General features: G+C 66.9%; 23 protein-coding genes and 1 tRNA gene. 12 read left to right on the forward strand and 12 right to left on the reverse strand.

Features of this window, described 5'->3' with window-relative positions; all coding sequences use genetic code 11:
- Positions 1–5: 5 nt before the first annotated feature.
- Positions 6–455, reverse strand: coding sequence for a DUF1801 domain-containing protein (locus tag ACSQ1W_RS17015; protein ID WP_436044882.1), 450 nt, complete (start codon positions 453–455; stop codon positions 6–8).
- Between the two features lie 303 nt (positions 456–758).
- Here ACSQ1W_RS17015 and ACSQ1W_RS17020 point away from each other — a divergent pair, with 303 nt between their 5' ends.
- Complete coding sequence (locus ACSQ1W_RS17020) at positions 759–1,391, forward strand: OmpW/AlkL family protein (RefSeq protein WP_436044884.1); 633 nt, start codon at positions 759–761, stop codon at positions 1,389–1,391.
- A 71-nt stretch (positions 1,392–1,462) separates the two neighbouring features.
- Here ACSQ1W_RS17020 and ACSQ1W_RS17025 read toward each other — a convergent pair whose 3' ends face one another.
- Together ACSQ1W_RS17025 and ACSQ1W_RS17030 are read right to left on the reverse strand one after the other, a co-directional pair.
- Positions 1,463–2,020, reverse strand: a complete 558-nt coding sequence (locus tag ACSQ1W_RS17025) for a DUF1453 domain-containing protein (protein WP_436044886.1) — start codon at positions 2,018–2,020, stop codon at positions 1,463–1,465.
- 24 nt (positions 2,021–2,044) lie between these two features.
- Positions 2,045–2,929, reverse strand: a complete 885-nt coding sequence (locus ACSQ1W_RS17030; protein WP_436044888.1) for a DMT family transporter — start codon at positions 2,927–2,929, stop codon at positions 2,045–2,047.
- A 61-nt stretch (positions 2,930–2,990) separates the two neighbouring features.
- Here ACSQ1W_RS17030 and ACSQ1W_RS17035 point away from each other — a divergent pair, with 61 nt between their 5' ends.
- Positions 2,991–3,686, forward strand: a complete 696-nt coding sequence (locus ACSQ1W_RS17035) for a DUF2306 domain-containing protein (RefSeq protein ID WP_436044889.1) — start codon at positions 2,991–2,993, stop codon at positions 3,684–3,686.
- Positions 3,687–3,716: 30 nt separating this feature from the next.
- Positions 3,717–4,199: a YajQ family cyclic di-GMP-binding protein gene (locus tag ACSQ1W_RS17040; RefSeq protein ID WP_192273752.1), complete on the forward strand. Its 483-nt coding sequence runs from the start codon at positions 3,717–3,719 to the stop codon at positions 4,197–4,199.
- Between the two features lie 15 nt (positions 4,200–4,214).
- On the opposite strand, the gene ACSQ1W_RS17045 is transcribed toward ACSQ1W_RS17040, so the two are convergent.
- Positions 4,215–5,372: a DUF1624 domain-containing protein gene (locus ACSQ1W_RS17045; RefSeq protein WP_436044891.1), complete on the reverse strand. Its 1,158-nt coding sequence runs from the start codon at positions 5,370–5,372 to the stop codon at positions 4,215–4,217.
- Between the two features lie 118 nt (positions 5,373–5,490).
- Between ACSQ1W_RS17045 and ACSQ1W_RS17050 the strand changes: the two genes are divergently transcribed.
- The gene (locus ACSQ1W_RS17050) at positions 5,491–6,045 is read left to right on the forward strand and encodes a DUF1415 domain-containing protein (RefSeq protein ID WP_436044893.1); all 555 of its coding nucleotides are present in this window, start codon (positions 5,491–5,493) and stop codon (positions 6,043–6,045) included.
- Positions 6,046–6,133: 88 nt separating this feature from the next.
- Here ACSQ1W_RS17050 and ACSQ1W_RS17055 read toward each other — a convergent pair whose 3' ends face one another.
- The 4 genes from ACSQ1W_RS17055 to ACSQ1W_RS17070 form a co-directional block, all read right to left on the reverse strand.
- On the reverse strand, positions 6,134–6,586 hold the full coding sequence (locus ACSQ1W_RS17055) for an REP-associated tyrosine transposase (RefSeq protein ID WP_436044895.1): 453 nt from the start codon (positions 6,584–6,586) through the stop codon (positions 6,134–6,136).
- Between the two features lie 119 nt (positions 6,587–6,705).
- Positions 6,706–7,398, reverse strand: a complete 693-nt coding sequence (locus ACSQ1W_RS17060; RefSeq protein ID WP_436044897.1) for an HAD family hydrolase — start codon at positions 7,396–7,398, stop codon at positions 6,706–6,708.
- Positions 7,395–8,102, reverse strand: coding sequence for a pseudouridine synthase (locus ACSQ1W_RS17065; protein ID WP_436044899.1), 708 nt, complete (start codon positions 8,100–8,102; stop codon positions 7,395–7,397). The genes ACSQ1W_RS17060 and ACSQ1W_RS17065 overlap by 4 nt, the downstream gene beginning before the upstream one ends.
- 4 nt (positions 8,103–8,106) lie before the next feature.
- Positions 8,107–9,120, reverse strand: coding sequence for a class I SAM-dependent methyltransferase (locus ACSQ1W_RS17070; protein WP_436046232.1), 1,014 nt, complete (start codon positions 9,118–9,120; stop codon positions 8,107–8,109).
- A 219-nt stretch (positions 9,121–9,339) separates the two neighbouring features.
- Here ACSQ1W_RS17070 and ACSQ1W_RS17075 point away from each other — a divergent pair, with 219 nt between their 5' ends.
- The 6 genes from ACSQ1W_RS17075 (at position 9,340) to ACSQ1W_RS17100 (ending at position 14,037) form a co-directional block, all read left to right on the forward strand.
- The gene (locus tag ACSQ1W_RS17075) at positions 9,340–9,462 is read left to right on the forward strand and encodes a hypothetical protein (protein ID WP_436044901.1); all 123 of its coding nucleotides are present in this window, start codon (positions 9,340–9,342) and stop codon (positions 9,460–9,462) included.
- A gap of 502 nt (positions 9,463–9,964) precedes the next feature.
- Positions 9,965–10,030: transfer RNA gene (locus ACSQ1W_RS17080), tRNA-Leu, on the forward strand.
- Between the two features lie 372 nt (positions 10,031–10,402).
- Positions 10,403–11,521: a slipin family protein gene (locus ACSQ1W_RS17085; RefSeq protein ID WP_436044903.1), complete on the forward strand. Its 1,119-nt coding sequence runs from the start codon at positions 10,403–10,405 to the stop codon at positions 11,519–11,521.
- Between the two features lie 141 nt (positions 11,522–11,662).
- A complete protein-coding gene (locus tag ACSQ1W_RS17090; RefSeq protein WP_436044905.1) occupies positions 11,663–12,337 on the forward strand; it encodes a hypothetical protein in 675 nt (224 codons plus the stop codon).
- A 51-nt stretch (positions 12,338–12,388) separates the two neighbouring features.
- Entirely contained in the window at positions 12,389–13,606 is a 1,218-nt protein-coding gene (locus ACSQ1W_RS17095; protein ID WP_436044906.1) for an RtcB family protein, read from the forward strand.
- 131 nt (positions 13,607–13,737) lie between these two features.
- A complete protein-coding gene (locus ACSQ1W_RS17100) occupies positions 13,738–14,037 on the forward strand; it encodes a hypothetical protein (RefSeq protein WP_436044908.1) in 300 nt (99 codons plus the stop codon).
- Between the two features lie 9 nt (positions 14,038–14,046).
- Here the strand turns inward: ACSQ1W_RS17100 and ACSQ1W_RS17105 are convergent, their stop codons facing one another.
- Together ACSQ1W_RS17105 and ACSQ1W_RS17110 are read right to left on the reverse strand one after the other, a co-directional pair.
- The gene (locus ACSQ1W_RS17105) at positions 14,047–16,548 is read right to left on the reverse strand and encodes an ABC transporter permease (protein ID WP_436044910.1); all 2,502 of its coding nucleotides are present in this window, start codon (positions 16,546–16,548) and stop codon (positions 14,047–14,049) included.
- The gene (locus ACSQ1W_RS17110; protein WP_436046234.1) at positions 16,545–17,261 is read right to left on the reverse strand and encodes an ABC transporter ATP-binding protein; all 717 of its coding nucleotides are present in this window, start codon (positions 17,259–17,261) and stop codon (positions 16,545–16,547) included. The genes ACSQ1W_RS17105 and ACSQ1W_RS17110 overlap by 4 nt, the downstream gene beginning before the upstream one ends.
- A gap of 88 nt (positions 17,262–17,349) precedes the next feature.
- Here ACSQ1W_RS17110 and ACSQ1W_RS17115 point away from each other — a divergent pair, with 88 nt between their 5' ends.
- Together ACSQ1W_RS17115 and ACSQ1W_RS17120 are read left to right on the forward strand one after the other, a co-directional pair.
- Positions 17,350–17,994 carry an arylesterase gene (locus ACSQ1W_RS17115; RefSeq protein WP_436044911.1) on the forward strand — a complete coding sequence of 215 codons (645 nt, stop codon included), beginning with the start codon at positions 17,350–17,352 and terminating at the stop codon, positions 17,992–17,994.
- Positions 17,995–18,129: 135 nt separating this feature from the next.
- Positions 18,130–18,342 carry a hypothetical protein gene (locus ACSQ1W_RS17120; protein WP_192273766.1) on the forward strand — a complete coding sequence of 71 codons (213 nt, stop codon included), beginning with the start codon at positions 18,130–18,132 and terminating at the stop codon, positions 18,340–18,342.
- A 5-nt stretch (positions 18,343–18,347) separates the two neighbouring features.
- On the opposite strand, the gene ACSQ1W_RS17125 is transcribed toward ACSQ1W_RS17120, so the two are convergent.
- Entirely contained in the window at positions 18,348–19,004 is a 657-nt protein-coding gene (locus ACSQ1W_RS17125) for a DsbA family oxidoreductase (protein ID WP_436044913.1), read from the reverse strand.
- Positions 19,005–19,014: 10 nt separating this feature from the next.
- The gene (locus tag ACSQ1W_RS17130) at positions 19,015–20,295 is read right to left on the reverse strand and encodes a Xaa-Pro dipeptidase (RefSeq protein WP_436044915.1); all 1,281 of its coding nucleotides are present in this window, start codon (positions 20,293–20,295) and stop codon (positions 19,015–19,017) included.
- Positions 20,296–20,321 lie beyond the last annotated feature (26 nt).

Here is a 20,321-nt window from a genome sequence, read left to right on the forward strand (position 1 = left end):
GCGGGTCACGTCCGTGCGCGGCTGGCTTCGTAGTGTGCAATATGCGCGTCCACCGGCGTCGATGCGATCACGCCGCCGATCACGTCGGGCAGCAGGTCGTCCAGCGCCTTGAACCGCAGGCAGCTCTTGCCCATGTCCAGCCTTTTCCCGGCATCCGCGTAGGCGTTGCGCAACACCACGTCCTGCGCGGAGTTCGCGTAGCACGTGGTCAGGTATAGCGCGTAGTACTGCTTCTGCGCAGCCAGCGCGACGTACGACAGCGGCTGCTTGTTGTAGGTGGTCGGGTAGCGCGTCAGCGGGATCTCCCAGCTGACCATGCCCCAGCTCATCGTTTCGACATACCCCTCGGGCATGTGCCGGTTGACCAGGTCACGAACGGCCGACACGACCGCGCGCCGGTCGTCCGGCAGCTCCGCCAGGTACTCGCCGACCGTCTTCGCCTTGCTGCTCGCCATGGTCACCACCCCGTGTTGCGCGAACAGTAACGCAGCCGCGTGGCCGCGTCATGCATGGCGATGGCCGTGCACGGGGGTACACGCCGCTGAACGATTGCGGCCGTCGCGCTCAGCGTCATGCAGACACCGTGAAATGCACGCGTACTGACGCGGCGATTCCGCTGCGTTGTCGATCGGTTCACGTCGCGGCGTAGTGGGCATTCATGCGCGGCTGGTTACGGTGCGCTCGCCCTGACGGCCACGACGCATCACGCATCGCATCGTCCGCCAGGGACATAAGAAAACAGAACAGGAGATTCCTGCATGACGTCCATTCGAACCCTCACGATTGCCCTGGCCGCCCTCATCGCCGTACCAGCCTTTGCGCAGGACGCGAGCACCGATACGGCATCCGATGCTTCCGGCAAGCGCTTCGCCGTCGTCGGCGGTGCCGCCATCCTCAAGCCCGATCGCGACCCGGCGCCCGGCCTGAAGATCGATGGCGATGTCGCCCCCGTGATCAGCGCCAGCTGGTACGCCACCGACAATGTGGCGGTGGAACTGTGGGGTGCCGCCGACAAGTTCAACCACCGCGTCAAGGCCGATGGTCCGGGCAAGATCGGCACCGTCGACCAGCAGCCGATCGCGCTTAGCGGCCAGTACCACTTCGGCACGCCCGACAAGGTGATGCGCCCGTTCGTGGGTCTGGGCTACTACGAATCCAACTTCAGCAACGAGAGCATCGGCGGTGATGGTGCCCACGTGGGCCTGGAGACCGCCAAGGGCGCCATGGCCACGGCAGGCATGGACTTCAACATCAACCAGACGTGGTTCGCCCGTGCCGATGCGCGCTACATGAAGGGTGACGCCGGCGTGCGCGTCGGCGGCCAGGGCACCGGCGAAGAACTGACGATCGACCCGTGGGTCGTGGGTGTGGGTATCGGCGCGCGCTTCTGATCCATCGCGTCAGCGCGTCGATACGGCGGCGGGCCTCCGGGCCCGCCGCCTCTTTGTAAGGTCGCAGGCGATCAGCGCGCGCCGTAGCCGCGCAGCCGCTCAAGACGGGCGACGCGCCATTTCACGCACCATGCATAGACCAGGTAGTAACCCAGCAACAGGCCGCCCACCGCCAGCAGGCTGCCATGCCCGCTCAGCAGTGCATGCGTCGCCGGCACACGCTCCGACTGCCAGTACTGCACCATCTGCACCGTCCCCCATACGATGCGGCCGGCCACGATGGCGACCAGCAGCAGCGCCAGCCAGGCATTGGGCTGGTAGAACACGCCCTGCGGCGCAACCTCCCAGCGTGTCAGCCACACGCCGAGCAGACCGAGCACGCTGCCCGCCAGCAATCCCGCACCCGCACCGACCAGACTGTCCGGCCACCAGAACAGGCCGAACGCGCTGACCGCGACGAAGATCGCCACCGAGACGAGCAGGCTCCAGGCGTTGAACGTCAGCAGCCAGGGCCGTGCCATGCGTCGCGCACGACCGTAGCGATAACGCTGCCACAGCGAGAGCGGCAGCAGCAGCGCCCACAGGGCGAGCAACAGGAAGACGAACAGCAGGACAAGGACGATGGGCATACCTGCATCATGCCGTAACGCGCGTCAGGGATGCTCGGCTTCGACGTGGACCTTTTCGCGCCGCAACAGATACAGGCCGCTCGCCACGATGATGCCGGCGCCGATCCAGGTGACGCCGTCCGGCAGTACCGACCACAACGCTACGTCCAGCAGCACGCCCCACACCAACGCGGTGTACTCCAGCGGCGCGATCAGCGAGGCCTCGCCACGGCGGAAGGCTTCGGTCAGCGCCACCTGCGCCAGCGAACCGGAGATGCCGACGCCAGCGATGATCCAGCCATGCGCGGCCTGCAACGACTTCCACGTCGGCAGCGCCAGCAGCCATGCACCCAACGACAGCAATACGACGAACCAGAACACCATCGCCTGCGTACTGTCGCGCTGCGCCAGCATGCGCACGGTGACCGCGCCCATCGCATAGCAGACGGCGGCGATCAGGATCGCCAAGCCGCCGCCCGTCAGCATGCCTTCGCCGGTCGGCCGCAGGATCACCAGCACCCCGACCAGGCCGATGCCGATGGCGATCCAGCGCGCCGCACCCACCTTTTCCTTCAGCAGCGGCCCGGCCATCGCGGTGACCAGCAGCGGCGCGACGAAGGTGATCGCGTACGCCGTGGACAGCGGCATGGTGCGCAGGCCGTAGACGAACCCGGCCATCATGGCCACGCCCAGCGCGCCGCGGAACAGATGCAATGGCCAGTGCACCTGCAGCAGCGTGCGCGCCGGTACCGTCGCCAGCACCCACAGCGTCACCAGCGGCAGCGAGGACAGGCCGCGCAGGGCCGCCACCTGCAGCGGCGGATAGTGCGCGGACAGCAGCTTCAGGCCTGCATCCATCAGCGCGAACATGAGCACGGCAGCCAGCATCAGCAGGACGGCGGAGGCGAGCGAGGGACGGACAGTGGGCATGCGCCATTATCGCCTCCGCCGGCGTGCGTTACGCTGCACCCGTCCACCCTCAGGCAGGCCGATGACCGGGATCGCTCCTCGCAGTGCGTCGCCACGCGCGCGCCTCGCCGTCCGCCTGGCCTGGGCCGTGCTGTGGCTGCTGCTCGCGATCGCCAGTCTCGAGTTCCTGCTCGCCGCCTACGGCAAGTACCGGCATCTCGATTCGGCCGCCTACGGCATGTTCATGACGCGCCGAGGCTGGTTGTGGATGCATCTCGCCGGGGGCCTCACCACCATGCTGCTGGGGCCGGTGCAGTTCCTGACCCAATGGCGCAGGCGCCGTCCGCGCCTGCATCGCCTGACCGGTCGCGCCTATCTGGTTGGCATGCTGGTGGCCGCGGTCGGTGCCACGGGACTGATCGCCACCTCGCCGGCACCGTTTGCGATCCGCCTGGCCTTCGCCGCTACCGCACTGGCGTGGCTCACCACCGGATTGACCGGCCTCATCGCGATCCGCCATGGCGCGGTGGACCGGCACCAACGCTGGATGACCCACAACTACGCGGTGACGCTGGCCCCGATCATCTTCCGCCTATCGCTGCCCGTCGCCATTGCGAGCGGCCTGGCGCCGTCGCCGACCCTGATCGCGACCCTGCTCTGGTGCAGCTGGACCGTCCCGCTGCTGATCTGCGAGAGCGCGCGTCGACTCGCCCACGTGGCGCGCTCCTCGCGCCGGCAGATCTCGCCAGACGGGATGCCGCTTCCCGACACACGGTAGAATTCCGCGCCCCGCTACAGGATCTCCCCCATGCCCTCATTCGACGTCGTGTCCGAAGTCAACGTCCACGAACTGACCAACGCCGTGGACCAGGCCAACCGCGAACTGTCCACCCGCTTCGACTTCAAGGGCGTGGACGCCAAGTTCGTGCTGGAAGAGAAGCTGATCACCCAGTCCGCACCCAGCGACTTCCAGCTCAAGCAGATGACCGACATCCTGCGCGCACGCCTGATCGCCCGCCAGATCGATGCCCGCTGCCTGGACTTCGGCGATGTGGAGACCAATCTCGCTGGCGCCCGCCAGAAGATTACCGTCCAGCAGGGCATCGAGCAGAAGCTGGCGAAGAAGATCGTCGGCACCATCAAGGACGCCAAGCTGAAGGTCGAAGCGCAGATCAACGGCGACAAGCTGCGCGTCACCGGCAAGAAGCGCGACGACCTGCAGGACGTCATCGCCCTGCTGAAGAAGACCGAATTCGAGCTTCCGCTGCAGTTCGACAACTTCCGCGACTGACGGCAGTCCGTCGGCTCAGAGATAGCGCAGCCACGCCAGATCGCGCCGACGGGCCTTCAACCGGGCGAAGGCGCGGGTCGCCGGGTACAGCGCCAAGGCCAGGGCGGCGGCGACCGGCAACAGCCAGCCGGCGTGGTCGAAGCCGAAATGCTCACCCTGGTTCGCACCCCACGTCGCAACCGCCGCCACGTACAGCAGCTTGAGTACGTACAGGTGCAGCAGGTAGAAGAACATCGGCGCACCGCCGAGTGTCGCCAAGGGCTCCAGCCTGATGGCCCACTGCCGCTGCTCGAACAGCCTCAGCAGCAACAACGACATGCCCAGCGTCAACGCCAGGAACAGCAGCGATGGCGGATACTTGGTGACGTTGAAGTACGCCATCAGCGTGCGGACACCGTCGGCAGCCGCGCGCCACGGCGCATCGCCGTAGACATCGAGCGCCCGCAGCACGAAGAAGATCGCCAGCGACGCGGCGCCCCAGGCAAGCAGGCGGCGGTGGCGCGATGATGGCGACATCGTCGTCCCGAACCAAGGCCCGGCGGCATAGCCCAGCGCGATGACGCCGATCCACGGCAGCACCGGATAGGACGTACGCAGCCTGAGCGCACCGTCGGAAATCACGATCCAGTCGCGCTGATGCAGGATCGACCACAGCGCGTGCCCGACGGGATCCTCGAAACGGACGTCGTCGAGCAGGTTGTGGCCCGCGATCACCCCCAACCCGATGGCCACCAGCACGCCCCGCGGCAACCAGAGCAGTGCGGCCAACGCCAGCATGGACAGCCCGATGACCCAGATCACCTGCAGGTACACCGTCTGCGGCGGCAACTCGAACGTCCACGCGAAATTGACCAGTGTCAGTTCCAGCACAAGCAGGAACACGCCGCGCTTGGCCAGGAAGGCGGCCGTCGCCGCGCGCGGCCGCGGCTGCCGCTGGCCATACAGCCACGCGGACAGACCGGTGAGGAAGACGAACGCCGGCGCACAGAGATGGGCACCCAGGCGGAAGACGAACAACAAGGGCGAGACACTGTCGACGTCGACCGGATCGGAGACCTGCATGTGCAGGAAGAAGGTCTCGCGTACGTGGTCGAGCAGCATCAACAGCATGACCAGCCCACGCAGTTGATCGATCGAGGTGAGGCGCGCGGATGGCACTGGCAGGGCAGTCATGAAACAACGATGCTCATATAGACTGTTATTTTATAACAAAGCTATCCGATGCAGGCATTTCAGAAGCACGCCAACCTCCCGACCTTTAGACTTCCCGCCCCGCTCTTCATGCATCTCCATGACCGACCTCCTCCCACCGACCGATGACCCGATCGCCGCGACACGCCGCTGGGTGGAGCGCGCCGTGATCGGCCTGAACCTGTGCCCGTTCGCCAAGGCGGTGTACGTGAAGCAGCAGGTTCGCTTCGTGCTGAGCGATGCCAGCACGCCGGAAGCGCTGCTGGAGGAACTGGCGGAAGAACTGGTGCTGTTGCGCGACACCGATCCGGAGCAGGTCGACACCACGCTGATCGTGCATCCGGACGTGCTGACCGACTTCCTGGACTACAACGATTTCCTCGAGAACGCCGATGCGGCTGTCGAGGCGCTCGACCTGCAGGGCGAGATCCAGGTCGCCAGCTTCCACCCGGACTACCAGTTCGCCGGCACCATGCCGGACGACATCAGCAACTACACCAACCGCTCGCCCTACCCCACCCTGCACCTGCTGCGCGAAGCCAGCATCGACCGCGCGGTGGAGGCCTTCCCGGATCCCGACGTGATCGTCGAGCGCAACGTGAAGACGCTGGATGCGCTGGGGCATGTGGGTTGGGCGAAGCTGTTTGCAGAATGATGAAACCGCCCGTGACGCCGGCCGTGGGGATGCTGGTTGTGGGAGCGACGTAAGTCGCGATGCTTTTGCTTCTCCATCGCGGGAAGGATCAAAGCCAGACCGCATCCCACCACGGATATTGCCCCACGCTTCGCGCAAGACCGGCACGCAACGGATTGGCCACGATGTAACGTGCCGCCGCCAACACCGCAGGCCCACTCCGCAACGAGCGATCATGGAATCCCTTCTCCCATATGCGTCCGGCATCGGGATGGTGTCGACGGATCATCCTGGCGCTATTGGATTTCAACCGCTGCACCGTGGTCGATAAATCGTCCATCGTCCCCAGTTCGATCACGCCATGCCAATGGTCCGGCATCAGTACCCAACACAGCAATCGCGAGCGATACCAAAGCCGCGCTGCCGTGATGGCGCGGCAAGCATCGCTTGCCCGATCCGATTGATCGAACAGCCGACGGCGATCCACCGTGGTGAATGTCACCAGGTAGGCCTGACCCGGCATCGAGAAGCGGCCTTTCCTAAGCTCCGAGTATCCCGACATGCCGACACTCCCGTGAGAGAGGTAAGCATGGCAAGCGCTAGAGCGATCGCCATCAGCGATTTACCCGGAGACACCTCGGAGTTCTGGCCAAAGGCTTCGCGACTTACGTCGCTCCCACATCAGATATCCGCGTGCGCTGCCAGCCGCTGATCCAGCAGCACACGCGCATCGTCCAGCGACGGCAGGATCAGATGGCCCAACGCGCGCACGGTGTCATCGGGCTCGAGCAGGTCGGGGATCTGGATCGGGTACATGCCAGCGGCCAATGCGGCGCGCACGCCCGTAGGCGAATCTTCCAGCACCAGGCACCACGCAGGTTCGACACCGAGCGAACGCGCCGCCAGCAGGTAGACGTCGGGCGCGGGCTTGGGGTGTTCGACATCGCTGCTGGTGCAGATGGCATCGAAACGCGGCAGCAGGCCCGAAGCTTTCAGCTTCTTCAACGCCAGCGGTCGGCGCGTCGAGGTGGCGACGGCACGGGGAATGCCGCGAGCCTGCAGGAAGTCCAGCATCGCGAGGATGCCGGGACGATGCGGCACGCCCGCCGCGACCACCGCGTCGTACAGCACATGAGAGCGTTGGAGGATGAGGTCGCGCTGCGTCTCGCCGACCGCTTCGTCCAGCAGGTGCCGGCATACGGCCTCGCTGTGGCCGACCATCGCCAACCACAATACCTCGGGCAGATCGTGGCCGAGTTCGCGCGCCGCGTCTGCCAGGCATCCGATGATCGCGCGCTCGCTGTCCAGCATCAGCCCGTCCATGTCGAAGATCACCGCCACCGGCGTGAACGGCAGCGACGCGGGTGTCGTCATGCCGCCGTCCCGAACAGCCGCTGCAGATCGTTTTCGTCGAGGATCCGCCACTCACCGGGGGCCAGATCGTCCAGCGTCAACCCACCGATACGGCTGCGATGCAGCGCCTCGACATGGTTGCCGACCGCGGCGAACATGCGGCGTACCTGGTGGTAGCGCCCCTCGGTCAGCGTCAGGCGTGCATGACGCGGATCGACCACCTCCAGGCCAGCCGGCGCCAGCGGCGTCTGCTCGGATTCCAGCATCAGCGTGCCGCTGGCGAAGATCGCGCCTTCGTCGCCGCGCAGATCCTGCGCCAGCGTGGCGTCGTAGACCTTCGGCAGGTTGGCCTTCGGCGAGATGATCCGGTGCAGCAGTCCACCGTCGTCGGTGAGCAGCAGCAGCCCGCTCGTCTCGCGGTCGAGCCGGCCCACGGTGGACAGCACCGGCGAGCGGTCGCGGAAACGCGACGGGAACAGGTCGTAGACGATGCGGCCGGTGTCCTTGGTCGAGCAGGTGTAGCCCACCGGCTTGTGCAGCAGGATGGCCAAGCCGGGCGCGGGATCGAGTGGCTCGCCGTCGACGCGGATGGCGTCGTGGTCGACCGGATCGTCGGCATACAACACCTCGCCGGCGGCATCGGTGATGCGACCCTCGCGGAACATCCACTGCACCTGCTTGCGGCTGCCGTAGCCGAGGTTGGCGATGTGCTTGACGATCTTCATGCGCTCAGCGCCTCGCCTTCGTGGCCGCGATCACCTTGAAGCCGTCGCGCTCGCCGGCCACCCGGATCTCGCCGAAGCGTTCGTTCAAGGTCTGCTCGTAAGGCAGGTGACGATTGGCGACCAGCCACAAGCGCCCACCCGGCTTGAGCGCGGCCGCGGCGGCCGTGATGAAGCGCTGGCCGATATCCGGGCGGTCCGCCCGGCTCTGCGTGTGGAACGGCGGATTGCTGACGATGAAGTCGTAACGCTCCGGCAGACCGGTGGTCACGTCGTGCCAGCGGAAGTCGAGGCGCGCGGGCGACGTCGCCGCCCCCAGGTTCTCCTTCGCCAGTGCCAGGGCACGCGCCTCGGCTTCGTAGAGATCGAGCGCGGTGATGCCTTGGCACCGCTCCAGCAACGCCAGCGACAGGAAGCCCCAGCCGGCACCGAGGTCGGCCCCATGCCCGGTAATATCCGTCGGCAGGCATTCGACCAGCAGTGCGGAGGCCGGATCGATGCGGTTCCATGCGAACACGCCCGGACGGCTGAGAAAGCGGCCACTCTCGATGCGACGCGGCGCGTCCAGCGACAACCACTGATTCAGCAGTGCGTCGTCCGTACCCTCGCCCAAGGGCCGCGTCCAGAACGTGCGGCAATGGAACTTCGTCAGCATGCCCGCGATGCCGGTAAGCTGCTTCAGATCCGCCTCGCCCGACTTCGCGCCTTCGTTGTTGGTCATCGCGGCGACGACGATGCCACCGGGTGCGGCGAGTCGCACCGCACGCGCCAGCAGCGCACGCGCTTCTTCGCGCTGCCGCGGCGGCAACACCAGTACGAGGGGATAACGCACACCGGCTTCGGCGGCATCCGCCACCACGCGCAGTCCCGCACGCTCCAGCAGTTCGGCATCGGGACGGAAACTCTGTTCGCACACGAGCTGCGCCAGCGGGAACTGGCGCAGTGCAGCGCCATCGCGCGCGCGCAGGAACAGCACCGGACCGGTGGGCCAGGCAAGCTGGCCCTGTGCGAAGGGCAACATCAACGCATCGAGCGCGGGATCGGAGAATCGGGAGGCCACGGGCGGCACGCAACGGGAAGGAGGACGTCATTCTAGCGACACGCCCTTCGCTCCATTCGTTGATGCCACTCATCGGCCTTGCGAAAAAAAGTGAAAAAGTTGTTGCGCTTCGCAAACAAGCGGCGTATCGTGCGCGCCCGTCGGCCCCGTGGCCGTTTTTTCATCAAACGAATTCTTCTCATGAAGTCCGCCTATTCCTTCGACAGCAAGCCCGCCCTGCAGCCATCGCGCTGCGGCCTGGTGCTGCACGCGAATGGGTGCGGCCTGCGCGATATCGAACGCGCACGGCACCTGGACACCTGACATCCGGCTGACTCCCTGGGAGATCGGCCACCCCGATCTCCCGAGGAACGCGAACGCCCTCGGGTCGCACGTCCCGGGGGCGTTTTGTTTTCAGCGTTCGCGGAGGATGCGCATGCATCGACCAGGTTCCATCCATTCCACCACGGAAGTTTCTTTCCGCCCTGGAGCATCCGGGTAGCGCGTCCGCGCGCCCCGAGGCAGGGGCGCGGCTGCGACCGGCGCATGTGCGCTGCGTTGTGATGCTTCGACGCGAGCGGCGCGGGGAATGGACACCACACACGGGCGCTCTGCGCCTGCACGAATTGCCGGTTGGCGACAGCCGGCAATGCGGAGCATCGATCGAACACGCTACAGCGGTACGGGTTTGTATCCCGTCCGGTGCGCGCGGCGCTGCCGTGGCGTATGCCGAAGCGTGGGACATGGTGTTCCCCATGACGATGGCCGAATGGTTAGGCACCAGCGAAAGCTGGGCAAGCCGGTTCGATTCCGGTACGTCACCTCTGGATAGCTCAGACGGTTAGAGCATCGGTTTCAGATACCGAGTGTCGCGGGTTCGACTCCCGCTCCAACGCCTGCAAGGGCACTTGACCTGTCACGTCATGACACCGGGACGCAAGTCCCACCCAGGAAACGCCTCGTGCGGCGTGCCGGCTTCCCGCGATGGAGTGCAGGAAGACGGAACACCGCAGCGCGGACGGTGCCGGCACCGCGCCCTCGACGCGGATGCGCGAGACTTTCGATGCGATCCCAGGATCGCGTCGCCGCCACGAGGCTTCCGCCGACAGCGCCGGCTGTCCGCACCGCCTCCGTCCAGGGGCGTTTCCACCTTCTTCCGCCAGCCGCATGTCGCGGCCGGCTTCCATCGTCGCGGGATTCGATCCACCGCGGCGATGCCGGCAAGCCGGATCGAACCACCAGAGCCAACAAGGAGAACAACGCCATGTTCTGGACCAAGGGGGTCGTGATCGGTGACGGCGAGCGCGGCCTGGTGTATCGCAACCGTCGGTTCGAGCGCGTGCTCGCACCCGGCGTGTACCGCTGGTTCGACCCGATGGGTCGCACCGAGGTACGCACCTTCAACATCGCCGCGCCGGAATACGCCGGCCACGACGTCGACGCACTGATCGTCGGCTTGGGCGAGCGCCTGGGCGAGACCTTCGTCTGCGCCGATATCGGGGTGGACCAGGTCGGCCTGGTGCTGAAGAACGGCAAGCTGGAAGACGTGCTGCCGCCCGGCACGCGGCGCCTGTACTGGATCGGCCTGGTGAAGGTCGAGGTGCAGGCGGTGACCCTGGCCTCGCTGGAGGTGGATGCCGCCGTCGCGCGTCGTCTGCGCCAGTTGGGCACGCTGTCGAAGCTGGCGGTCGTGGCCGAGGTGCCGGCGGAGTCCGCCGGTCTGGTGTTCATCGACGGCAAGCTCGAGCGCACGCTTGCGGCAGGCAGCTACGCCTTCTGGAACTTCCGGAAGAACGTGGTGGTGGATGTGGTCGACCTGCGCGTGCAGACGATCGAGGTATCGGGCCAGGAACTGTTGACCCGCGACAAGGTCAGCCTGCGCGTGAACCTGGCCGCGAGCACCCGCGTCACCGACGTGGTGGCCTCGCGCACCAAGGTCGCCAAGGTCGGCGACTTCGTCTACCGCGAGCTGCAGTACGGCCTGCGCAGGGCGGTCTCCGCCAAGACGCTGGACGAGCTGCTGGGCGACAAGGCCTCGCTCGACGCCGACATCTTTGCGTACGTGCGCGGCCAGTTGAACGGCCTCGGCGTGGAGGTGCTGGGCGTGGGCGTGAAGGACGTGATCCTGCCGGGCGAGATGAAGGAGATCCTCAACGCGGTGGTGCAGGCGGAGAAGCAGGCGCAAGCCAACGTGATCCGTCGTCGCGAGGAGGCGAACGCCACGCGTTCCCTGCTCAACACCGCGAAGCTGATCGACGAGTCCCCGGTGCTGATGCGCCTGAAGGAGCTCGAGGCGCTGGAAAAGGTCACCGAGAAGATCGACAAGCTCACCGTGTTCGGCGGCCTGGATGGCGTGCTGAAGCAACTAGTGACGTTGAAGTAGCAAACCGGGGCGGCCGCACGGACGCGGCTGCCACGGTCCCCAAGGACGAAAGGAAGACCCATGCGAAACGACATGTTCAAGGTCATCGTGGAGCGACCGCGCCGCGGAGGCAGCTTCGCGCGCGAACGGGCACGCCCTACCGTGGACGAAGCAGCACCGATGCAGGAAAGCATACGTTCGCGCCATCAGCACCGGAAGTATCTCAACGAGAACCTGCGACCACTGGAACGCTACCTGCACCGGCAGGTCGGCAGACCATGGGATGCCGTGTACTCGGAGATCTGCGCAGGCATCGATCGGCGCAGCACGGTGCAGCAGCACATCCACCAGCATCTGGCCGACTTCGTCGCGGTGCGCGTGTCCGTCATTGATGGACGGTTGCACTGGCAGAAGAAGTGGGGCGAACCGAGCCGCCTGGCCGATCGCTGGGCACCGAAGCTCTATTTGGATCCCTCGACCGGCCTTCTGCGCCACAACCAGGAACGGGAGCGGGTCCGTCGGCAGGAGCTTAAGGCGCGCGCGACAAAGCAGCTCACGCCAGACCGTGTGGCGATTTCGCCCTCGCGGCAGCTGCATCGTCTGCACGGCATCTGGTACGACGTTGAACTCGCACCAATTCCGGCCGCAGGCCATGGGCCCGGGGTCGTCGATGTGGTGCGCGGCCGCATTGTCGTTGCCTTCGGACATCGGGGCGCGGGAGGACTCGTCTTCCACGGAGACCCGATGCTGTACGGATGTGGCGACGTATACGCACGATCGAAACGACAGCTCGGCGCGCGTGAACTGCGCGCACACGGGCTGTGCAACACGGAATGAAAGAACGCAGCCCGCCGCGCAACGAAGCGCGACGGGCATAAGGAGATTGAAATGAGTAGTCAATTCGAACTGCTGCACGCCGAGGGCAGCACCACGCCGATCAAGGGCTGGGTGCGCGGCGTGCCGCTGGAACAGCAGGCCCACGAGCAGCTGCGGAACATCGCGTCCATCCCGTTCGTGGGGCCGTGGGTTGCAGTGATGCCCGACGTGCACCTGGGCAAGGGCGCGACCGTGGGTTCGGTCATCCCGACCCGCGGCGCGATCATCCCGGCCGCGGTCGGCGTGGACATCGGCTGCGGCATGGCCGCCGTGCGGACCACGTTGCGCGCGAAGGACCTGCCCGACAGCCTGGCGCAGCTGCGTTCCAGCATCGAGCGCAGCGTGCCGGTCGGCAACGGCCGCGGCGGCGAGCACTGGAAGCTGCCCGACAGCATCGCAACCCGCATCGCGCAGTCGGGGCTTGAGCAGCGCCTGGACGTGATCAAGCAGAAGCACCGCAGGATCCGTACCGACAAGCTCGGCTGCCAGATCGGCACGCTGGGCGGCGGCAACCACTTCATCGAGCTCTGTCTCGACGAAAGCGACGCCGTCTGGGTGATGCTGCACAGCGGTTCGCGCGGCACCGGCAACCTGATCGGCACCTACTTCATCGAGCGGGCACGCGAGCAGTTGGCGCACCGCGTGCTGGGCTTCCACCTGCCGGACAAGGATCTCGCGTTCTTCATGCAAGGCGAGCCGCTGTTCGACGATTACGTGGAAGCCGTCTCGTGGGCGCAGGACTACGCCCGTGAGAACCGCGAAGCGATGATGTCGCGCGTGCTGGCCGACATGCGCCACCGCCTGCCGAAGTTCCAGTTGGAGAAGATGGCGGTCAACTGCCACCACAACTACGTGCAGAAGGAGACGCACGGCGGCGAGGACCTGCTGGTCACCCGCAAGGGCGCGGTGAGCGCGCGTGCCGGCGAGCTGGGGATCATTCCCGGCAGCATGGGCGCGAAGAGCTTCATCGTGCGCGGCAAGGGCAATGGCGACAGCTTCCACAGCTGCAGCCACGGCGCGGGCCGCGTGATGAGCCGTACCGCCGCGCGCCAGCAGATCACGCTGTCGCAGCACCGCGAGGCCACGGCGCACGTCGAATGCCGCAAGGACGCCGGCGTGATCGACGAATCGCCGGCCGCCTACAAGGACATCGATGCGGTCATGGCCGCGCAGTCCGACCTGGTGGAGGTGGTCCATACGCTGCGCCAGGTGGTGTGCATCAAGGGGTGAGCTTCGGCTCGCCCCTTCTTTTTGTTCAGCTTTGCCAAGCGTCTCGTTCGCGCCTGCACCATGTTTGCTTGACCTTGCGCGAACATCGCGACTGCCAGACTTGCGATCATCGTCCTGCAGGAGAGTGGAAGATGAGAGCGTTGTTCGTGGGTGGCGTGGTGGACAACAGCGAGATGGACCTGGAAGGCGGACGTCCGCCGGTCCACTATCCCGAGAACAGCGGCGGCGGCCATGCGCGCTACCGCCTGCATCAGGTCGGCGAACGCGACGACGGCAGCATCGCTTACGCGGTATACGGCGCACCCGACCTGCCGGAGGAAGAGGTCGAGCGCGTGATCGAGGAGCGCGCCTACGGCCGCCGCTTCGACGCGACCCCGGTGCGGGCCGAGGATCTCACCCGCGAGGGGAGCGGCGACGATCGTCGCCACTGACCCTTCGCATCATCCCTGCAGTTCGCGCAGCGTCACCGACGGTGGCGCATCCAGTACCTTGCGCGTCGCGAACAGGCCCGCGCCGAGCGCCGCGAGCATGCCGAGGCCGCCGCCGATGGCGGCCAGCTGCCAGTTCGCTTTCCATGGCAAGTCGAACACCTGTGTGGCGACCACGCCGGACAGCACGGAGGCCGCGATCGCCGCGACCAGACCCGCGAGCAGGCCGATGGCCGCGAACTCCGATGCCTGCGCCAGCCGCAGCTGGCGCCGGCTGCCGCCGAGCACGCGCATCACCCCGCCTTCCAGCAGCCGCTCGTCCTGGCTCGCGCTCACCGCCGCCATCAGCACCAGCAGACCGGCCGCCAGCGAGAACCAGAACACCACCTGCACGACCTGCGACACCTGTTCCGCCGTGCTGCGCACCTGGTTGAGCACCGCCTCCACGTCGATCACCGACAGGTTGGGGAACTGGTTGACCAGTTCGCGGGTGAACGCGGCATCGCCCGACGGCACGCTGACCGCGGTGATGTAGCTGGCCGAGTAGCCATCGAGCGCGCCCGGCGAGGCGACCACGAAGAAGTTCGGGCGGAAGCTTTCCCAGTCCACGCTGCGCAGGCTGGTGATGCGGCCCTCGAAGCGCTGGCCGGCGATGTCGAACGCGACCTGGTCGCCCAGCTTCCAGCCCAGCCCTTCGGCGAACTCCTCTTCCACCGACAGCTCCGGCGACGCCGGCGTGCGCCCGGTCCAGAACTCGCCTGCGGTGACCTTGTTGTCGTCGCGCAGCGTCGTCGCCATCGACAGGTTGAACTCGCGATCGGCGCGACGCTGGGTACGCTCGTCGGCCTCTTCGTAGTCCGCGCCGCTGGTGGGCTTGCCGTTGAGCTCGACCAGGCGGCCGCGGATCATCGGGTAGAGATCCACCGTCGACAGGCCACGCCCCTGCATGAAGGTCTTCACCGGATCGACCTGGTCCGGCTGCACGTTGATGATGAAGCGGTTCGGTGCGTTGGCGGACAGCGCCAGCTGCCAGCGGTCGAGCAGATCGGTGCGTACGAAGGTCAGCAACAGCAGCGCCATCAGGCCCAGGCCCAGCGCCGACACCTGCGCGATCGACGTGCCCGCGCGCCGACTGACATTGGCCAGCCCGTAGCGCAGGCTGCCCCGCAGCCGCGAACGCAACCGGCGCACCAGCACGATCAGCGCCCACGCCAGCAGCGCGAGGACGGTGAGCGTGCCGATGATGCCGACCAGCATCGCGGTACCGAGCGTCGGCGAACCCGCCTTCCACCACAGCAGTGCACCCAGGCCGACGAAGCCGGTCAGCGCGACCAGCCATGCACTCGGTTCGGTACGGTCGAGATCGCGCCGCAGCACGCGCAAGGCGGGGACACGACGCAACGCCAGCACCGGCGGCGCACCGAAGGCGAGCAGCACGATCATGCCGACGCCGTAACCCTGCACCGCCGGCAACATGCCCGCCGGCGGAATGTCGATCTTCAGCGACTGCTGCAGCCAGCTGCCAATCCCCCACTGCAGACCGAACGCGATCAAGACGCCGACCGTGCAGGCCGCCAGCCCCAGCAGGATCAGTTCACCGACATGGATGCCGACCAGCGTGCGCTGCTGCGCACCGAGGCAGCGCATCACCGCCGTGCCCGACAGATGGCGTTCGCTGTGCCGACGCGCGGCCATCGCAACAGCCACCGCTGCCAGCACTACGGACACCAGCGCAGCGAGACCGAGGAAGCGGCTGGCGCGATCCAGCGCGGAACGTACTTCCGGGCGGGCGTCCTGGATGGTCTCCATCCGCTGGCCGCGCGCGAGCTGTGGCTTCACCGCCGCAGCGAAGGTCTCGACCGCTGCGGCATCACCGGCGACGACCAGCCGATAGCGCAGGCGGCTGCCTTCCTGCACCAGTCCGGTCGACGGCAGGTCGGCCAGGTTGAGGAACACCTTCGGCGCGACATTGAAGTAGTCCAGCGCCGCATCCGGCTCCTGCATCACCAGCGCCGCGAGCTTCAGCGTGCGCGTGCCGATGCCGATCTCGTCGCCCGGCTTCGCGCCCAGCGTTTCCGCGCCGGCCTGGCTGATCCACAGCGTGCCCGGCACAGGAATGCCGTCTGCATCGCGCTCGATGCCCCCGGTGCGGTCGACCACGCGGAAGCTGCCGCGCAGCGGGAAGCCTTCGCCCAGCGCACGCAGATCGCCCAGCGACAGCGACTCGCCCGCGCGGATCATGCTCTGCAGTTCCTGCGTCTCGGTCACGCGCAGGCCCGGCGCGGCGGCCAGCTCACGCAGGGCGTCGGTTGGCGGCGCATCGCCGCGCACGACGACGTCACCGCCCAGCAGGCGGTTCGCTTCGATCGCCAGCGCACGCTCGGCACGATCGGTGACGAAGCCGACCGACGTGACCGCGACGACCGCGAGCACCAGCGCCGCGAACAGGATGCGGATATCGCCCGCGGCGAGATCACGCCGCAGCTGGCGCCATGCCAGCGCCAGCGTCCTCATGCGGCCGCACCCTGCAGGCGGCCGGCGTCCAGCCGAATGAGGCGTTGGCAGCGTGCTGCCAGATGATCGTCGTGCGTGACCAGCACCAGCGTCGTACCGGCATCGGCGTTCAGCGCGAACAGCAGCTCGATGATCGCCTGTCCGGTATGCGTATCGAGGTTGCCGGTCGGCTCGTCGGCGAACAGCAGCGACGGCCGCGTGACGAAGGCACGCGCCAGCGCAACGCGTTGCTGCTCGCCCCCCGACAGCTGGCGCGGGTAATGGCCCAGACGCTGGCCCAGGCCGACCTTTTCCAGGATCTGCCGGGCCGGCCCTTCGACGTCGCTGTCGCCGCGCAGTTCCAACGGCAGCATGACGTTCTCCAGTGCGGTCAGCGAGGGCAGCAGCTGGAAGCTCTGGAACACGAAGCCGACCTTGTCGCCACGCACGCGTGCCCGACCGTCCTCATCCATGTCGGACAGGCGCTCGCCATCCAGCGTCACCGCACCGGTACTAGGCACATCGAGGCCGGCCAGCAGCGACAGCAGCGTGCTCTTGCCCGAGCCCGAAGCACCCACGATCGCGACCGTATCGCCATGCTCGATGCGGAAACCGATGTCGTCGAGTATCGTCAGCGCGCCGTCGGGCAGTGCGACATGCTTGCCCAGGCCCTGCACGTCCAGAACGGCGTGGCGGGTGGCGGCTTCAGTGTGGAGTCTGCTGGCGTCGGCCATGATCGTCTCGTCGGTCATTTCGCGAATCATCGGGAGCACGGATTAAATGTTTCTTAATTTGAACAGGTATGGGGCCCCTCGCGCACGCATGCAATGGGTGGCGAGCCTGTCGTTACTGCTGCTCGTCGCATTATTCGCACGGCCCGTCGCAGCACAGAGCACGGCCGCCGCACCGGCGATGGGCGCGCGCACCATCCTGGTGATGGGCGATTCGTTGTCCGCCGCCTACGGCCTGGCCCCGGCGCAGGGGTGGGTCGCGCTGACCGGAGACCGCATCGGCAAGACGAAGCCGGGCTGGCGCATCGTCAACGCCAGCATCAGCGGCGAGACCAGCGCCGGCGGTGCGGCGCGCGTCGCGGCGGAACTGCAGCGCCACAAGCCTGCCGTCGTCGTCATCGCGCTCGGCGCCAACGATGGTCTGCGCGGCCTGCCGCTCGTGCAGACCCGCGCCAACCTCGAGAAGATGATCAAGGCGGCCCAAGCCTCGAAGGCGAAGGTGCTGCTGGTCGGCATGCGTATGCCGCCCAATTACGGCCCCGATTACACGCGCGGGTTCGAACAGAACTTCAGCGCGCTGTCCGCCCAGTACAAGACAGCCCTGCTGCCGTTCCTGCTCGAGCCCATCGCGCTCGACCGCAGCGCCTACCAGGCGGACAACCTGCATCCTGTCGCCAGCGCGCAACCCAAGCTGCGTGATCACGTCTGGAAGGCGCTGGAGCCATTGCTGCGCTGAAGCCATGGATCATCCCTACGTTCGTGTAGGAGTTTTCCTACGCGCATTCGGGGCGTCCGCCGAATGTGATAACTGACACATTCGCGCACAGTTCGCACGCCGGTTCCCTGCCCGGCGTGTTGACTGGAGTCCGTCATGCCCCGCCTGCTATTCACCATTGCCGCCAACGACCAGGGCTGGCAACTCTACGAAGGCCAATACGGCCGCGACTGGTTCGACAACCTGGGTGATGCGCGCGAGAGCGCCAAGCTGCTTGCCGCCACCCTGCACCAGCACCATGGCATCCAGACCGCCGTGGTCGTCGAGATGCCGAGCAACGAAGCCATCCTGCTGGCCCGCCACGGCTGAGATCCTCAGGCAGCGAGACCCGACAGCTGCCGCAAGGCCTGTTCGAACACCTCGACCGGCTGGCCGCCCTGCACCAGGTGACGGTCGTTGAAGATCACCGAGGGCACGGCGCGGATGCCGTGCTGCTGGTAGAAGTGTTCGCGTTCGCGGACCTGCGCGGCGAACGTGTCCGACTCCAGGATGCGTCGCGCCTCGGCGGCATCCAGCCCGGCCCCGCCGGCAATGGACACCAGCGTGTCGCGTTCGGACACGTTGCGGCCTTCGCCATGATAGGCCTGCAACAGCGCGCGCTTGAGCGCGTGCTGTTGGGTCACTCCGAGTTCACCCGCCCAATGCAGCAGGCGATGGGCATCGAAGGTGTTGTAGATCCGATCGCGCTTCTGCAGATCGATCCGTACGCCCAGCCCTTCACCGCGCTGGCGCAGCGCCTCGCCGTTCTGCGCCAGCTGCTCGGCGCTCAATCCGTACTTGCGGCCGAGATGGTCGGCGATGGACTCGCCCTCCGGTCCCATATCGGGATTGAGCTCGAACGGATGGAAGTGCAGCTCGACCTGCAGGTCGCCGCCGATGTTCGCCATCGCGTGCTCCAGCGCGGCCAGGCCGATGGCGCACCATGGACAGGCGACGTCGGAAACGAAATCGATCTTCACGGGCTTGGACATGCGCTGGGCCTCACTCGCTCGCGGTGTTCTTGTAGACGCGGCCCTGCTTCATCACGAAGCCGACGTTTTCCAGCACAGCCACGTCCTGTAGTGGATCGCCGTCGACGGCGATCAGGTCGGCGTAGTAACCCGGCTTCAGCACACCGGCGTCCTTGTCGATGCCGAACAGGCGCGCATTGATCACCGTGGCGGAACGGATCGCCTGCAGCGGCGTCATGCCGAACTGCACCATGCGCGAGAACTGGCGCCCATTGAGCCCGTGCGGGTAGACACCACCGTCGGTACCGAAGCCCATGGTGACCCCGGCCTGGTGCGCCTTGCGGAAGTTCTCACGCTGGGTGGCGCCGACGCGGCGCTCCTTCTCCAGCGATTCCGGCAGGAAGCCTGCCTTCTCGCCTTCGCCGAGAATGTACTCGGTGTTGTAGATATCCATCACCAGCACCGTGCCGTTCTTCTTCGCCAGCGCGATGCCGTCGTCGTCGATGAAGCTGGCGTGCTCGATGGAATCCACGCCGGCCAGCAGTGCGTTGCGGATGCCGGTGGCGCCGTGCGCGTGTGAAGCCACCTTGCGGCCGAGCGCATGCGCTTCGTCCACCAGCGCCTTCAGTTCTTCCAGCGAATACTGCGGCGCGCCGACTTCGGTGCCCTTGGACAGCACGCCGCCGGTGGAGCAGGTCTTGATGAAGTCGGCACCGAACTTGACGTTCTGCCGCACCTTCTGCCGTGCGGCCCACGGACCGTCGGCGACGCCCTCGCCGACCGCCTTGTACTCGGCCGGCAGCAGGTTGTTGTCGCTGCAGTGCCCACCGGTGATGCCGATGGAGACACCGCCGGCGAGAATGCGCGGGCCGTCGACTTCGCCCGCGGCAATCGCATCGCGCAGCGCCACGTCGGCATAGCCGGGTGAGCCAGGCACGCGCACGGTGGTGAAGCCGGACAGCAGCGTGGTGCGCGCATTCTTCGCGCCCTTGATGGCGGCGGCCGGCAAGGAAATCGCCAGACGACGATAGCCCTGCAGGTCGGCATCGCCGTGCAGGTGCACGTGCGCGTCCATCAGGCCGGGCAGCACGGTCTTCGTCGACAGGTCGTGGACCGTCGCGCCCGCGGGTACCGGCGTGCTGGCCGCGGGACCGATGGCGGTAATGCGCGCGTCCTCGATGACGATGGCCTGGTCGGTCAGCACGCGACCGGATTCGACATCCAGCAGCCGCCCCGCCTTGACATAGGTGGTCGCGGCGAACGCGGGCGCGCAGGCGACGGACAGGACGGCAGCAAGCACACGCAGGCGCATCGGAACTCCAGGGGCGGGAACGGGGA

It is taken from the genome of Pseudoxanthomonas sp. LjRoot143, assembly GCF_964252945.1.
Classification (GTDB): Bacteria; Pseudomonadota; Gammaproteobacteria; order Xanthomonadales; family Xanthomonadaceae; genus Pseudoxanthomonas_A.